The 14,407-nt window shown below is 45.3% G+C and carries 22 protein-coding genes, 1 other RNA gene and 1 riboswitch; of the genes, 21 read left to right on the plus strand and 2 right to left on the minus strand.

Going from position 1 to position 14,407, the window contains the following annotated elements; genetic code table 11:
* Nucleotides 1-44: 44 nt before the first annotated feature.
* Nucleotides 45-401, plus strand: a complete 357-nt coding sequence (locus DWW86_RS00165; protein ID WP_117941915.1) for a CidA/LrgA family protein — start codon at nucleotides 45-47, stop codon at nucleotides 399-401.
* Between the two features lies 1 nt (nucleotide 402).
* Entirely contained in the window at nucleotides 403-1,095 is a 693-nt protein-coding gene (locus DWW86_RS00170; RefSeq protein WP_072521369.1) for an LrgB family protein, read from the plus strand.
* Between the two features lie 95 nt (nucleotides 1,096-1,190).
* Here the strand turns inward: DWW86_RS00170 and putP are convergent, their stop codons facing one another.
* A complete protein-coding gene (gene putP / locus DWW86_RS00175) occupies nucleotides 1,191-2,732 on the minus strand; it encodes a sodium/proline symporter PutP (RefSeq protein WP_117941916.1) in 1,542 nt (513 codons plus the stop codon).
* A gap of 308 nt (nucleotides 2,733-3,040) precedes the next feature.
* On the opposite strand from putP, the gene DWW86_RS00185 reads away from it, so the two are divergent.
* The gene (locus DWW86_RS00185) at nucleotides 3,041-3,358 is read left to right on the plus strand and encodes a hypothetical protein (protein WP_083585467.1); all 318 of its coding nucleotides are present in this window, start codon (nucleotides 3,041-3,043) and stop codon (nucleotides 3,356-3,358) included.
* A 69-nt stretch (nucleotides 3,359-3,427) separates the two neighbouring features.
* Nucleotides 3,428-3,508: riboswitch (cyclic di-GMP riboswitch) on the plus strand.
* Between the two features lie 151 nt (nucleotides 3,509-3,659).
* On the opposite strand, the gene ssrA is transcribed toward DWW86_RS00185, so the two are convergent.
* Nucleotides 3,660-4,008, minus strand: a transfer-messenger RNA (tmRNA) gene (gene ssrA / locus DWW86_RS00190).
* Nucleotides 4,009-4,301: 293 nt separating this feature from the next.
* Here ssrA and DWW86_RS00195 point away from each other — a divergent pair.
* The 18 genes from DWW86_RS00195 to DWW86_RS00275 all read left to right on the plus strand — a co-directional run bounded on the left by DWW86_RS00195 (nucleotide 4,302) and on the right by DWW86_RS00275 (nucleotide 14,390).
* Nucleotides 4,302-4,496: a helix-turn-helix domain-containing protein gene (locus tag DWW86_RS00195; RefSeq protein WP_117684733.1), complete on the plus strand. Its 195-nt coding sequence runs from the start codon at nucleotides 4,302-4,304 to the stop codon at nucleotides 4,494-4,496.
* Nucleotides 4,497-4,522: 26 nt separating this feature from the next.
* Nucleotides 4,523-4,801, plus strand: coding sequence for a hypothetical protein (locus tag DWW86_RS00200; protein WP_117941918.1), 279 nt, complete (start codon nucleotides 4,523-4,525; stop codon nucleotides 4,799-4,801).
* 398 nt (nucleotides 4,802-5,199) lie between these two features.
* Nucleotides 5,200-5,349 (plus strand): hypothetical protein, encoded by a 150-nt coding sequence (locus DWW86_RS16990; protein WP_173692373.1) that lies wholly within the window; start codon nucleotides 5,200-5,202, stop codon nucleotides 5,347-5,349.
* Nucleotides 5,350-5,511: 162 nt separating this feature from the next.
* Nucleotides 5,512-6,273, plus strand: a complete 762-nt coding sequence (locus tag DWW86_RS00205) for a rolling circle replication-associated protein (RefSeq protein WP_117941919.1) — start codon at nucleotides 5,512-5,514, stop codon at nucleotides 6,271-6,273.
* Between the two features lies 1 nt (nucleotide 6,274).
* Complete coding sequence (locus tag DWW86_RS00210; RefSeq protein ID WP_117941920.1) at nucleotides 6,275-6,760, plus strand: RNase H family protein; 486 nt, start codon at nucleotides 6,275-6,277, stop codon at nucleotides 6,758-6,760.
* The gene (locus DWW86_RS00215; protein WP_181985271.1) at nucleotides 6,705-6,995 is read left to right on the plus strand and encodes a hypothetical protein; all 291 of its coding nucleotides are present in this window, start codon (nucleotides 6,705-6,707) and stop codon (nucleotides 6,993-6,995) included. The genes DWW86_RS00210 and DWW86_RS00215 overlap by 56 nt, the downstream gene beginning before the upstream one ends.
* A 2-nt stretch (nucleotides 6,996-6,997) precedes the next feature.
* A complete protein-coding gene (locus tag DWW86_RS00220; protein WP_117941922.1) occupies nucleotides 6,998-7,483 on the plus strand; it encodes a hypothetical protein in 486 nt (161 codons plus the stop codon).
* 9 nt (nucleotides 7,484-7,492) lie between these two features.
* Complete coding sequence (locus DWW86_RS00225; RefSeq protein WP_117941923.1) at nucleotides 7,493-9,622, plus strand: PcfJ domain-containing protein; 2,130 nt, start codon at nucleotides 7,493-7,495, stop codon at nucleotides 9,620-9,622.
* Nucleotides 9,623-9,632: 10 nt separating this feature from the next.
* On the plus strand, nucleotides 9,633-10,985 hold the full coding sequence (locus tag DWW86_RS00230; protein WP_117941924.1) for an ICP22 family protein: 1,353 nt from the start codon (nucleotides 9,633-9,635) through the stop codon (nucleotides 10,983-10,985).
* Nucleotides 10,982-11,365 (plus strand): hypothetical protein, encoded by a 384-nt coding sequence (locus tag DWW86_RS00235; protein WP_117941925.1) that lies wholly within the window; start codon nucleotides 10,982-10,984, stop codon nucleotides 11,363-11,365. Before DWW86_RS00230 ends, DWW86_RS00235 begins: the two co-directional genes overlap by 4 nt.
* Nucleotides 11,334-11,681 (plus strand): hypothetical protein, encoded by a 348-nt coding sequence (locus DWW86_RS00240; protein ID WP_117941926.1) that lies wholly within the window; start codon nucleotides 11,334-11,336, stop codon nucleotides 11,679-11,681. The genes DWW86_RS00235 and DWW86_RS00240 overlap by 32 nt, the downstream gene beginning before the upstream one ends.
* Nucleotides 11,660-11,905 carry a hypothetical protein gene (locus tag DWW86_RS00245; protein ID WP_117941927.1) on the plus strand — a complete coding sequence of 82 codons (246 nt, stop codon included), beginning with the start codon at nucleotides 11,660-11,662 and terminating at the stop codon, nucleotides 11,903-11,905. Before DWW86_RS00240 ends, DWW86_RS00245 begins: the two co-directional genes overlap by 22 nt.
* A gap of 12 nt (nucleotides 11,906-11,917) precedes the next feature.
* Entirely contained in the window at nucleotides 11,918-12,175 is a 258-nt protein-coding gene (locus DWW86_RS00250; protein ID WP_117684575.1) for a LexA family protein, read from the plus strand.
* Nucleotides 12,168-12,581, plus strand: a complete 414-nt coding sequence (locus DWW86_RS00255; protein ID WP_117941928.1) for a single-stranded DNA-binding protein — start codon at nucleotides 12,168-12,170, stop codon at nucleotides 12,579-12,581. Before DWW86_RS00250 ends, DWW86_RS00255 begins: the two co-directional genes overlap by 8 nt.
* A 9-nt stretch (nucleotides 12,582-12,590) precedes the next feature.
* On the plus strand, nucleotides 12,591-12,929 hold the full coding sequence (locus DWW86_RS00260; protein WP_117941929.1) for an ASCH domain-containing protein: 339 nt from the start codon (nucleotides 12,591-12,593) through the stop codon (nucleotides 12,927-12,929).
* The gene (locus DWW86_RS00265) at nucleotides 12,926-13,294 is read left to right on the plus strand and encodes a hypothetical protein (RefSeq protein WP_117941930.1); all 369 of its coding nucleotides are present in this window, start codon (nucleotides 12,926-12,928) and stop codon (nucleotides 13,292-13,294) included. The genes DWW86_RS00260 and DWW86_RS00265 overlap by 4 nt, the downstream gene beginning before the upstream one ends.
* Before the next feature lie 2 nt (nucleotides 13,295-13,296).
* Nucleotides 13,297-13,896 carry a hypothetical protein gene (locus DWW86_RS00270; RefSeq protein WP_117941931.1) on the plus strand — a complete coding sequence of 200 codons (600 nt, stop codon included), beginning with the start codon at nucleotides 13,297-13,299 and terminating at the stop codon, nucleotides 13,894-13,896.
* On the plus strand, nucleotides 13,893-14,390 hold the full coding sequence (locus DWW86_RS00275) for a hypothetical protein (protein WP_173692384.1): 498 nt from the start codon (nucleotides 13,893-13,895) through the stop codon (nucleotides 14,388-14,390). Before DWW86_RS00270 ends, DWW86_RS00275 begins: the two co-directional genes overlap by 4 nt.
* Nucleotides 14,391-14,407 lie beyond the last annotated feature (17 nt).

Here is a 14,407-nt window from a genome sequence, read left to right on the forward strand (position 1 = left end):
ATTATACGGATAATGACCAGATTTTAATTCGGGAGGCGAATATAGTGAAATACCTTAGACAATTTGGAATCATTCTTGCTGTGACATGTGTGGGTGAGATCGTGAAATATTTTATCCCGCTTCCGATACCGGGCAGTATTTACGGACTGATTCTGATGTTTGTACTTCTTCTGGCAAAGGTGATCAAAGTAGAACATGTGAAAGAGACCGGAGAGTTTCTGATCGAGATCATGCCGCTTATGTTTATACCGGCAGGGGTTGGGCTGATCACTTCATGGAGTCAGCTGCAGCCTTTTTTGGTGCCGCTGCTTGTGATCACAGTGGTATCTACGTTTGTAGTCATGATTGTAACCGGAAAAGTAACAGATTTTTTAATTTCAAAAAAAGAGGGGAAAAAGTAATATGGATAATCTGATCTTAAGTTCTGCAACGATAGGAATTGTGATCAGCCTGCTTGCATATGAGATTGGTCTTGCAGCACAGCGTAAATGGAAACTGGCGATTTTAAATCCGCTTCTGATCTCCATAGCACTTGTGATTGTATTTCTTGTTGTTTTTCATGTAGATTATGACAGTTATAATATGAGTGCAAAATACCTGAGCTATCTTTTGACTCCTGCAACAGTCTGTCTGGCAATTCCATTGTATCTGCAGCTGGATCTTCTGAAAAAGAATATCGTGGCAATTATGACGGGTGTTCTTTCAGGAGTGCTTGCAAGTCTGGGTTCCGTACTGGCAATGTCAATGGTGTTCGGGTTGAACCATAAAGAATATGTCACCATGCTTCCGAAATCAATCACAACCGCAATCGGAATGGGTGTTTCGGAGGAACTTGGCGGCTATGTGACGATTTCCGTTGCAGTTATTATTATTACCGGTGTACTCGGAAATATGTCGGCAGAATTTATCTGCAAAATGTTCCGTATCCGTAATACTATCTCAAAAGGTCTTGCAATCGGTACAGCATCTCATGCAGTTGGTACGGCAAGAGCAATGGAGATGGGAGAAGTAGAAGGAGCTATGAGTAGTCTTGCAATCGTTGTATGCGGACTCTGTACAGTTATAGGAGCTTCGATATTCTCTTATATATGGTAGATTATAATTTTATACAGGACAGAAAAAGAACCGTGGAACAGAAAAGATTCTGTTTTCACGGTTCTTTTGCATACGGTTGAAATAAAAAGTATGTTTTACTCTGCCATTTTTTTCTGTACCAGATCAAATTCATCGGTGATTTCTTTGGATGGTGCTTTTGTAGCAAGGCTCACCAGAATGATCATGATACTGGAAATCAGAAATGCAGGGAGCAGTTCATAGAAATTCAGGAAAGATACATTTGGACGGACAAGGTATTTCCATACGAATACCATAACACCGCCGGAAACCATTCCTGCGAGAGCTCCCTGCCAGTTGGTACGACGCCAGAATAAGGCAAACAGTACAACCGGGCCGAATACAGCACCGAAACCTGCCCATGCAAAGGAAACGATGTTGAATACGGAACTGTCCGGGTTACGGGCAATGATAACAGCAATTACTGCAATCAGAAGCAGTGTAACACGGTCAGCAACCATGCTTTCTTTCTTGTCTGCTTTTTTCCTAAGGATGCTTCCGAGAAGGTCGGAAGAAACCGCGGAAGAAGCAGCCAGCAGCTGCGAATCAGCTGTTGACATGGTGGAAGCAAGGATACCGGCAAGAATCGTACCACCGAGCAGCGCCGGAATTATACCATATGTACTTAAAAGATCTGCAATCTTAACAATAATCGTTTCGGAAGCAGAGCCCTGAAGCATTTCGAGTTTGCCGGCTTCTGTCATACCAAGACCGATCACACCGATCAGTACGGCAACAGCAAGTGAAATTACAACCCATGTGGTTGCAACTTTTCTGGATAAAGAAAGTTTCTTTTCATCTTCGATTGCCATGAAACGAAGAAGAATATGCGGCATTCCGAAATATCCAAGTCCCCATGCAAGCATGGATATGATATTAATGAGCGGGTAGGCAGCTTCTGTGCCACTTACCGGATCGTAAGTAGTCATCATAGTGAGATATCCCGGAAGGGATCTTGCATGATCAATAACTGCGGAAGGACCGCCTGCTACAGAAACACCGAAGCCAAATACAATGATCAGTGCGATGGACATGATGATGCTTTGGATAAAGTCTGTCGTAGATGCTGCAAGGAAACCACCCAGAGTGGTATATCCGACAATGACAAGTGCACTGATGATCATTGCTGTCAGATAGCTTACTCCAAAAAGACTGGAGAAAAGCTTGCCGCATGCAGCAAATCCGGAAGCTGTATATGGAATAAAGAAAATAACAATAAAAATAGCTCCGATTGACTGCAGGATTTTTCGATTATCGCGGAAACGGTTGCTGAAAAAGGATGGCAGTGTGATAGAATTGCCGGACACATGTGTGTAGAGGCGAATTCTTTTTGCTACGATCTTCCAGTTGAGATAGGTTCCGATCGCCAGGCCGATAGCAGTCCATCCGGCATCTGCGATTCCGGAAAGATAGGCTAGTCCGGGAAGTCCCATCAGAAGCCAGCTGCTCATATCGGATGCCTCAGCGCTCATTGCAGTAACAAGTGGTCCAAGTTTTCGGCCGCCCAGATAGAAATCAGAGGTGTCGTTGTTTTTCTTGGAACACAGGTATCCAACATAGAGCATTGCACCCAGATAGACGATGATCGCTATCATAATACAGATGTGTGATGTTGTCATAAGTTCCTCTCCCTTCTGTTGAATGCATATTTATTCATCTGCGGATATGCACATACCTACAATATTATTCGAAAACATGAAAAAAGTAAAGAAAATTCTTGTAAAAATGATGGACGAGCTGCGGAAAAAACAAATCACACAAAAAATACCGAGAAAGCGCATAAAATCAGGAAAAAACGACTGACCCCAAAGACCGCATTTGTCGAAAAAGCTATGTAATTGTATGACGAATTGAGTTGACGTAAAGACGAGTCGGAATATAGAATGATGATGAAACCTATAGTTATTGCACAAACGGAGGAAGAAAATTGGAAAATAAAACTGAAATCGTAATCGCAAATTACATTGAAACAATGATGAAAGAAAGGAGGCAGAGAATATTTGCTTCTGATGAATATATTCAGCAGGACAACGGAGATCTTGTTTATCTGGAAGAACGGTACAACAGCCTGAATATTCCCCATACGATCAGAAGAGTAATTGATGACTATATAGCATGCCTGGAATCAAGAGATGAAAGATATGCAGACATGTCTTATGTAGCAGGAATGGGAGATGCAATAAAAATGCTCATGAATATGGGGGTATTAAATAATCAGGGTCAGTGCCTTGCACATGCGGAATAGTATCACAGAAACAAAAATCTGTAAAAATGGAACTTATTAACGTTTATGCAATAAAAGACTATATTTATTTTAATAAAAAGGCATAGCCGGGGAAATCTGGTGACGCAAAACTATAGGGTCTAAGCAAATGTATGACAGCCAGTTGCAGGAGAGATATATATAATTCTTTTAGAACAGTAACTTTTTAATTAAAATCAAATAATTTGATTTCATTGAAAAAAAGCTGACGTCCATCCCGTGGTTTCAGGATGAACGTCAGTTTTTTTGTTGTTATGATCTCACAGATCTATGAGATATTCCAAAATGGACCTGGCGGGAATTGAACCCGCGTCCGAAAGCCTATCCCTTGCGGTATCTCCCATCACAGTCGCTGATTTGACATTCCCTCGGCAGCACGCCCACCGACAGGCTTACTGCTTCAGTAGCTTCATGATACATCTACCGGGGCAAAGCTTACCCGGCAAGGTTTCTCACATAGTCGACGCCAGATTCCCAAAGTGTGAGTGCTCTAGGGCTGACGAGCAGCGCTTAGGCTGCTAACGCGTACTGTTCGTCTGCGTTTATATTTAGTTTCCCGGTTGGTACGCAGTCCAGGAGTCTGCGGATGGCTGCCTCAACTTCAAAGCCCCCGTCGAAACCAGTACAAGCCCTGAAAAGGTACGAAAGACAGATAAAAAAGCTTCCGTTATTACTGGTGAACAGACGATGCTTTTGTTCTGATTGTTTTTTATTATATGAAAGAACACAGCAGCTTGTCAAGTATCGTTGTGTTGTTTTTGATGGAATTTTTTAAAAATGATAAATTGTAGAATGAAATTCGACAAGAGATAGAAAAATCTCTTGCCGGATTTCTTTTTTATTTACGGCGAGAAAAAGAAAGCGTGCAAGAGTGAAAAACAAGCTCTTGCACGCTTATTTTATTTTCGGAAAGGATGTGAACATAGTGGCAAGAAAAAAAACAAAGAGACTCCGGTATGAGGACAGAGTAATTATTGAGAGAATGAGCAAGGCTGGAAAAAAAGTGGCTGATATAGCCAATGAGATCGGCGTTCATAGAGATACGATCTATAAAGAATTTACACGATGCGGAGCCACTAAAGAAACGTATAGTGCAGAAAAAGCACAGAGAGAAATCTAATTGCGCGGGCGCAAAAAGGAGAAAAGATGAACAGAAAACAGAGACGAAAGATGCGGAGAATCGCGGGAAAAATCAGAGGATGGATTTTGACGGCCATGGCAATCATGGCGGCATACTTGGTATTGTGCGGAGTCGGGATCGCAGAGATGCCAGAATGGGGACCGGACTGGTATCCGGTGCAGATCTGCATGGTTGTGATCGGCGGGGGGTGGCTGATAATGTTCATGGCCGCAAACGGAGCTTTCGATGAGATGGATTTATATTATGATGACGAAGATGAGGAGGATGAGCCATGGGAGGAGTAGGGATTTTCCTGAGTGGAATGGCAGCAGGAGCTTTTCTGGGTGCACTAACAGTGGTAGTGATCGCACTGGTAATGGCAAAACGGAAATAATGAGGAAAAGAAAGAGTGCTCTCTGCATGGGCAGTCCATAGGCCGGTCCGATTCCGGCAGAGCGCAATCCGCGGAAAGGCATCCGCGAATATGCACAGCAAGCCAACAGCTGGCGCATAGGTACCGTGAAAAAATGGCGGTGGTCACTCCAAACCAGAGAGAGTGTGGATGTTCAACAGGTTTTCGTCCTTTTTAATGTGAAAAGGCAAACACGGTATACAAGAGCCGAACAAAGGAGAGCGGTCAACATGATAAGAGCACCGCCGAAAGGATAAATCAATGAGTAGACATGTAATGGGAGAGAATCCTGTGAAGATTATCAGATGGAGCGGACCTGTGACATTTCCATCCGGAGAGGTTGGATATATGATCTGCAGATCCGGAAGTCTGGAAGAATGCCGGGAATATGCCGAACAGGTAGCGAAAGAGTTCGGAGTAACCGTAGAGGCAGTAATTTGAGCAATAAAAAAGCTGACGTTTCGGAGACGCCAGCCGGTTCACAATAAACGTGAATAACCTAGAATCATAGTACCATTGTGGGCCGAAAAAGTCAAGAAAAACGGGGCATGAGCTGACCCCGTTCGGACTTGATAAAGATATTAAAGATAGGACACAGAGACTATGGTTAAGAGAAAGAGATACAGGTTCAGACAGGGAGATGTCATTGATGTAGAGGAGTTCCATGATGGTAGGTATGGAGGTCCTGGAACAGGGAGGGCAAAGAGAGCCAAACCGACAGAGGAACAGATGAGGGCGGTCAATGCTCAGAACAAAGCCAAGAGGTGCAGACAGAGAATGCTGGAGTATTTCCGTGAGGGAGACATCTTTGCGACATGGACCTATGAAGTGAGAAACAGGCCACCAGATATGCAGGCGGCATTGAAAGATTTTCAGAAAGCCATGAGATACGTGAGACGTGAGTTCAAAAAGCGAGGATATGAGGTTTTCTGGATAAGAAACATAGAGAGAGGCAAAAAGGGAGCCTGGCACATTCATCTGGTCATCAATGAGATTGGAGACACAGCCAGTATCATCACAAAGGCATGGACAAAGGGAGGAACCTGGTCCATTGAAATCAAGAATAGCAAATACTATGACGAGGATTTCACAAAGCTAGCCAACTACATGACCAAGGATGAGCATACCACTGAGGAGAAGAAAGACGGGAAACCGGGAAAACCGAGACTCAGCGAGGCAAATTATAACACAAGTCGCAATATGCCATTGCCGGAGCCAAAGGTTGACAAGCTCCGAAGATGGAAAGAAGAACCAAAACCCAAAAAAGGATATTACATTGCCAAGATCCACGAGGGTATCAATCCGGTAACAGGATACAAGTACCGGAGATACACCATGATCCGGTTGAAAAGGAGGCGGGAATAAAATGCAGCAGGTAAAAATCTACATAGAGACAGACAGCTCCTCTCCGAAAGCAACAGAGAAACACTATGGATATGTGCTGGAGGTAATGGTCTCCGGCCAGGCAGTAACCCGTGAGGGTTTTGGAAAGATAACAGGGACATATCATCAGACCGTACTGACAGCACTGGCAAAAGCCCTGGACAGGTTCAACCAGTCCTGTGAGGTCTGCATCTGCACAGAGGATGATTTCGTTCTCAATATGCTGGAGCGCAACCTGGCCGTATGGGCTGGGAATGAGTTTCTGACCAGTAAGCGGAAACCAGTGGCCAATCAGCAGGAGTGGATGGAGATATGGAGACTGTCAAACAGGCATCTCATACTGACAGAGCCGGGAAAGCATGAATACACCGGCTGGCTGCAGGGAGAAATAGAAAAGCGAAAGAGGGATGATGATGGAACACAAGATCACAATCATGAAATATCAGCTGATGTTTCCAAGAATGACTAAAAAGCTGTTCGATGAGAAAGAGAGAATATACCAGATCGCAGCCATCTGCATCAGACTGGACGAACTCCAGACAAAAGGCGCGGTGCTACAGAAAATGGGAAAACCGACAAAGAACGGCACCAAAATGACGTTTGCACCGGTGCGGCGTCCTGGAGAGTGTGAGGCGGAGATGCAGAGAATCCTGGAAGATGGGAAAAAGCTGGGCATGAAATTTAAAGACAAAGAGGAGGAATAGCAATGTTTGAGAAGTTTGGAGAACTCAATTCTTTTGGAGAAATCAATGAGCTTGCGGAGAATCTGTTCAATGAGGGAGACACAGAGTCACTGAGAGCCATGGCAAAGGAGAACGGAATCCAGAGTGATTTCGTGGATATGTATCTGCAGGGAGAAATTCCGGTACTGTGCGATCAGCTGACAGCGGCACTGGGAAAGATTGATGTTGAGGTGGCAGAACTGAAACCGAAAGAAATCATGGAGGACTGGGTGGAGTACCTGAGAGGCCAGTGCATGGAAAATGAGTTGCTGGCATTCAATGTCCGGAAGAAAGGAAAGTCACTGAAAGGCTGCATAGCAGCGCTCCTGATGTGGTCATTCAAGAATCAGCAGACCGTGGACAAGGATATCATCAAGGCAGCAGGCGTATCTGCAGGAAAGGTCACGCTGGGGATCCCGGGCATGGCCAGAGCAAAGCAGATTATCACGGACTACTACATGGGAAAGTAGGTGGGACGGATGAAAAAGAAAGCGATAGAAAAAATCCCATATTTTGGATTAAAGGAAACCAGCAGAAAGAAAGCTGTGAAATACATCGGTGTCACAGCGGTCAAGATAGTAGGACATGAAAGGCACTTATTTCTGGAGATATACAGGAACAAAAAGAAATTGAAAGACACTCCAGTAGTGCGGATCGTGACCACAAAGAAAGATTTCGGAACATATTATCCAGAAAAAGACACATGGACCAGAGAAAAGATAGAAGCAGAGAGAGGATGGGGCAGACTCATCTGGCAGCAGAATGGAGATGCATCCGGATGGCAGCAAATAGAAAAAGAGAGTCTCCTGCAGAGCGCGGAAGATCTGGAAAGGTTAAAAAAATTCTGTAAGGGAAATGTATGGAATGAGAACAGATGGTGGGAATACATATACAACCTGCAGGATGACATTGTAACAACGGCAAGACGGAACAGAGAACACAAGGTGTATATGCGCCGCCAGGAGGCACTGGCAGATAGAATGGCGCACACCAAAGAACTGCCGGAGAAAGAGATCCTGGACAGAGCTGACAGATTGCATTTTCACAATCAGCATTATCTGTATTACAAAAAGCATGGTTGCTGGGCACATATAGCCTGCAGCAAGTGCGGAGGAGTTACAGATGCGAGATGGAAAAGCGGAATTTCCTACGAAAGCCAGTTCCAGAGATGGACGGAAGAACCGAGAGAGGGGCACTATGGCACCTGTCCAATGTGCGGAGCGCGTGGAGAGTACAAGTGCCAGGGAAAAGTGAAAGGCACTTGTGACAAATATATCTATCTATTCCTGGGACAGAAGTACAAAGAAAACGGAATGGTCATGCGTTATGTGGAAGTTGGGAAAAAGTGGACGCTAGGATTCATTTGTGGGGATAAAGGTCCGGAGATGTACAACGCAAGTGAAGAACTCTCCGGAGTGGAGATTGCGAGAGCATATTTTGAGCCAGGAAAAAAAGTCCAGATAGACTATCACAAACATGATCCGTACATGGGGAAAGATTTCTGGGATGACTGCAATTTGTATGGAATGGCAAATATCCCTATCAGCGCCGGTCTGATCATGTCAGAGACATACGAAGAAATGAAAGGGACAATATTCCAGTACAGTGCATTACAGGAATACGCAAAGAGCGTGAGAGAGGTCAATCCGATTGACTACCTGGAGCGTTACAGTCAGACGCCACAGATTGAGGTTCTGGTAAAAATGGGACTGACCGATGTGGTAGAAAAACTGGTCAAATGCTACTACGGCATTATTGCTGATGAGAATGCAAGACGGCCGGATCAGTTCCTGGGAATCCGAAAGGAAAGAGTAAAGCAGCTCATCAGAAAGAAAGGAGACACACACCTGCTGGGAGTCATGCAGATGGAGAAACGCCAGGGACAGAACTGGACGGATGAACAGGTGGAGCACCTGGCAGAAACAAATCTGAGTGGAACACAGGTGGAAACGGCCACCAGATACATGACCTTGCAAAAATTACTCAATCGCATAGAGAAATACTCCGGTTGTGAGTATGGGACAGAGTGCAGCAGTGCCTCAGCCCGGATCAGACACACGGCCACAACCTATGCAGACTATCTGAGCATGAGAATAAACCTGGGATACGACCTCAACAACACGGTATATCAACAGCCGCAGGACTTAGAGGCGGAACATAACAAAATGGTCATGGAAACCAACAAAGAAGAAATGGACAAACACCTCAAAGAGGTGGCAGAGCGTTATCCGGAGATTCGGCACGTTTACAGAGGACTCAGAAATAAATATCTCTACGAAGATGATAAATATATCATCAGACCGGCCAGATCGGCAGAGGAAATTGTCATGGAGGGGCGTTTGCTCCATCATTGCGTGGGAGGAAACACATATCTGGCCAAGCACAACACTGGAAAGACGTACATACTGATGCTGAGATTCAAAGAAGAGCCTGACGTTCCGTACATCACGGTTGAGATAGATGCAAAAAATCCAAGGATATTGCAGTGGTACGGGGACAAGGACAAAAAACCAGATGAAAAGAATATGCAGTTATGGCTGAACACCTGGCTGATGAAACTGAAAACAGGAACGCTGACAGAAACAATCCAGACGGCGGCAATAGCGTAAGGAGGTAAACATGGAATATGTGCAGATGACCCTGGATGACTGGGTACAGATGAAACAGAAATTGAAACAGGAACTCCTGGGAGTGAAACAGAGTTTTGTCCGGATCGGATACGCTCTGAGACAGATTGACGATCAGAAGCTCTACGAACAGGACGGATACAAAAGCATAGCGGAATTTGCTCAGGCCGAGTATGGCCTGGGACCGTCTATCACAAGCAGGTTTATGAGCATCAACCGGGAGTATTCTATTGACGGATATTCCGAACAGCTCCGGCCGGAATATGCAGAACTGGGCAGGAGCCAGTTGGAGGAGATGCTGAAACTGCCAGACGCTGACAGACAGATGATTCAACCGGAAACGTCCAGAGAGGATATCAGAGAGCTGAAAAGGTTTAACAAAACCGAACCGGCAGCAGGCGTGGCTGATGATATCAGTCAGCTGGTCGAAAAGTTCTATCAGGACAATGAACTCATACTCAATGCAGTATATGGGGAGGAGTTTGATGAGCAGACAATCAACAGATTCATTGAAATAGTAAATCCGGCCGGAAACCGTTCGTACAAAAAAGGACTGTATTTCATGATGATGTATGAAAACCGTGTCACATTTAAGAAATTCGGAGATACGCCAAAGGATATGACCTGGTGGGAGTTCTATCAGCTGACAAGGGAGATTTTCGATGATACGGCAGCAGGGGCTAAGACCTGGCAGAACCATTTTGGAGGAGCGGATGATGAAGAAAGCACAGTACAGGATACGGCCAATGAGCCAGGAAGAGAAGAAAATGCAACAAAAGCTCCTAAGCCAGAGGATGACGGTGGAGCAGTTGGAGAAACTGGCGCTGATGATGTCCAGGAGATTGAGAAAGGAGGCATGGAAGATCATGGAGCAGCTGATGAAGCAGGAACAGGACAAGAGGAAGATGACACCGATGGAGAAGAAAGCGGCCAAGCAGATTGTGAAGAACCTGCAGAGAGGACCGATGAACAGACAGGAGCGCAGAGCCAGAGAGAGGAAATTGCGCCCGCGCAAAAATCCACGGAAACACTAGAAAAAGAGGAGGTTGAGGATGATGAAACCGGAGAAAATGAAAGCTCAGACGCAGAAAATCAAACAGCAGAATCTGAACCGGAAACGGCCGAGAGAGAGCAGACAGAAGAAACAGAAGTCATAGAGGCGGTATATGGTACCAGAAAAGAGTACATGGACAGGCTGTCAGAGCAGGGAATGGCGGAATATATGGCTGATGAATACAAGAGCCACCGGTTGCTAGTGACAGATCTGGCAAATACATGGAATTTGCGCAAATGGCTCAGTGAAAAGGTTGACCGGTTTGGAAAACCGATGGAGGACGCAAGATGATAAAGATGACAAGAGTTTACGGAGATATGTATGTGCCAAGAGAGTATTGCACGTTTACAAATCCGGTAACGAGTGGAGGAACTGAGGAAGTTGACTATGTAGATATGCCATGTGAGAACGGATGTGAAAAAGAGTGTGAGAATTGTACATTGCAGAAAATCATGAATGAGTATGCGAGGCTAACAAGGCAGGATATAGACGAGAAGAAACGACATTGTGAAGAATGTGAAAACTATAAAGAGATCAGAAAAGGGCCGAGAGGAGGGAAGAAAGGAATATGCAGGATGCTCAGACCATCGGAAGTGAGAAACGGACGAGCGAGAGCCTGCAAAAGATTCCGAGAACAAAATGAACAAACGACAGGCAAAGAAACAGTATAAAAAGATCCACGGTCACAATCCCCCAAAAACAGCGGTAACGAAGTATACACCGGAAGAAATGGAGGCAATGAAAGTATACAATCTCACACCGGAGGATATTGAAAGAATCGGAAACGGCCTGAGAGACGCATTTGCAGAGATGTTCAAAGCACTCCAAAGAGTTGCGGAGAGCATGGCCAGAGTGTTTGAAGATATGGGAAAGAAATACAGCAGACCAGTCATAGAGACAGAGGAGCCGCCGGTGGTAGCGGCCAGAACCCTGTCAGAAAGGAGAAAGAAGTGCAGGAGAAAAGGGTGGAGAGTATCAGAGAGGTAGATTTCTCTGGTCTGAAAGTCCCATTTGTAGCGGTATACGGTCATCCAGACGATTTCCCGGACAAATACGTGGCCAGAATCTACGAGCTGGACAAAGCAACAGACACAATCATGGTCAAAGAGACACTGGAAGAAATAACAGCAGACATCAAAGAGCACACGGCCATGACATTCATTCCAAGAGGGGCGGCAGATGTGCCGTCTCTAGTGGGCGTCTGGATGTAGGAGGACAGCAGTATGAGAAGTGCAAAGGAATACAAAGCAATCCGGGAAGAAATCTATAGATTTATCGGCGCATACATAACAAAACACGTATACGCGCCAAGTAACAAAGAGATAGCAGAGGCTGTAGGAATATCCGGAACAACAGTGCACAGACACCTCATTGACATGATTGATGAGGGCATTCTGGAGACTGATGCAGAACCAGGAACACAGAGAGCAATCCGGATCAGAAACACACAGGTAGTGAAAAGGAGAAAAAAGAGTGAATAAGGTCATTTTGATGGGACGTCTCACACGAGATCCAGAGGTGCGATACTCAGCAGGAGACAATTCCACAGCAGTTGCCAGGTACACACTGGCAGTCAATAGGAGATTCAAGAGAGATAATGAACCGACAGCGGATTTTGTTCCGTGTGTGGCGTTCGGTAAGGCGGCGGAGTTTGCAGAGAAATGGTTTCGCCAGGGAATGCAGGTGGCAATTTCTGGAAGAATCCAGACAGGGAGCTACACCAACAGAGAGGGCAGAAAAATCTATACCACTGAGGTAGTCCTGGAGGAGCAGGAGTTCGCAGAAAGCAAAAGAGACGGAAATGCACCGGTTCCACAGCCTGCAGATGCTGGAGATGGATTCATGAACATTCCGGACGGCATTGAGGACAACATTCCATTTAACTAGGAGGACAAGATGCTGATATTACCAATAAAACGAAAATGGTTTGATATGATCCTCTCCGGAGAGAAAAAAGAGGAGTACAGAGATATCAAGCCATATTATGACACAAGGCTCATGGATGCATTCGGAATGATCTGGGTGGGAGATGAACTGATCCGCGCTCCAATGCCGGAACTGCAGAAAAACAGAGTGCAACTGGTGGCATTCCGGAACGGATACGGGAAAGATGTACCGACAATATGGGCAGAGTGCTCACTATCGGCCGGATATGGCCGGGAAGAATGGGGAGCAGAACCAGGAAAGAAATATTATATTTTAACGATTGAGAACATAGGAGGCATGAAGCTATGAGAAACATAATCAACATGATAATCAAAATTGCAATCATCTGGGGAGCAGCATGGATGTTCCCGGAGTATGTAAAGATACAGGATACAAGGACAATGGTTCTGGTAGTGGCAACGCTCCTGATAGCGTCAATCGTTCTGACAGTGATAATGATGGGAGTCTTGATTCTGGCGGCACTGCCAGGAAACGGGGCGGGAATAGGAATAGCCATGCTGATAACGATCATCATGGCATTAGCATCCGGAATAATACAGCTGATGGCAGCAGTGCATTTTGTTCCTGGATTTGAGATACACGGAAAACTCACATACATCATTCTGGCGTTACTGATGGCCGTATTTTCGATTGAGGAGAAAAAGGAGGCATAACAATGTTTTTATCAACGAGCGTATTAAACAATTTGATGAAAAAGGCATACAAGACCGGCCTGGTGGTAGCCAGGACGCAAGATGCACAAGGAAATGATTGGCTGTATCTGGCCGGATCATACTGGGAGGTAAGTGTCAACAAGGATTTCATTCCGAAAAAAACACTGGGAGACATCATCACACTGATCGGAGAGCTGCCAAGACCGGGAGAACGGTTTAAGGCAACAAAAGAGGGAAACCAGATCGAGATTGAGATGCCGATGGCAATAAACGAGGAGGGATTCGGAACGGATACTCTGACCATCACTGACGTGATCCTGATTGGAACACAGGGGACCGCTCAGAGGCTCCTGCAGGACGAACTGACCGGCCAGATCTATCCGATAAACAACGTATTCATTTCAATCATCAACAACGCCATGATTGAGAATGAGAGAGGAGAATATTCAGTCACAGAACCATTTTTCAATCCGTTCAGAGGAATCCTGTGGAAAAACAATGTCTGCAAGCTGAGAGCACATTTCCGGACAGATGACAAGAACATCAAGGTTTTGAAAAGCCTCAAAGGTGTAGATATCACGCCGGAGGTGCCAGAGGAATGATGTACCCAAAACCACAGCGAAAGAAAAAGAGAAAAAAACATAAAGCCAGTATCCTGCACTGCAAGGATGGCACTTGCTATCTCTGCATGAAGTTAAAAGGGGACTATCGGAGATATCCGGTAGTCCATGAACATCACATCTATGATGGCCCTAACCGCCAGAACTCTGAGGCGGAGGGCTTAAAGGTGTATTTATGTCTGGACCATCATATCATGGGGCCAGAGGCAGTACATAACAATCACAAGAATATGCGGATACTGCACAGAGACGGACAGAGAGCATATGAGAGAACGCACAGCAGAGCAGAGTTCATGAGTCTGATCGGCAGGAACTATCTGGACGAAGAAAAACAGGAAGAACCGAAAAAGGACACAAAAGACGGGTTCATGTTCCTGGAACCGGACTGTATTGGCTGTTTTGGTGCATCGGAGAATCAATGCGAGCGTTGCGAGGAGAAAAGACATGATAAAAAGACTGAGACACTGGCTGATTGAGGCCAGAAAGAAGAAAT

Origin of the sequence: Ruminococcus sp. AF17-22AC (genome assembly GCF_003460065.1) — a bacterium.
In the GTDB taxonomy this organism is placed as follows: Bacteria; Bacillota; Clostridia; order Lachnospirales; family Lachnospiraceae; genus Blautia_A.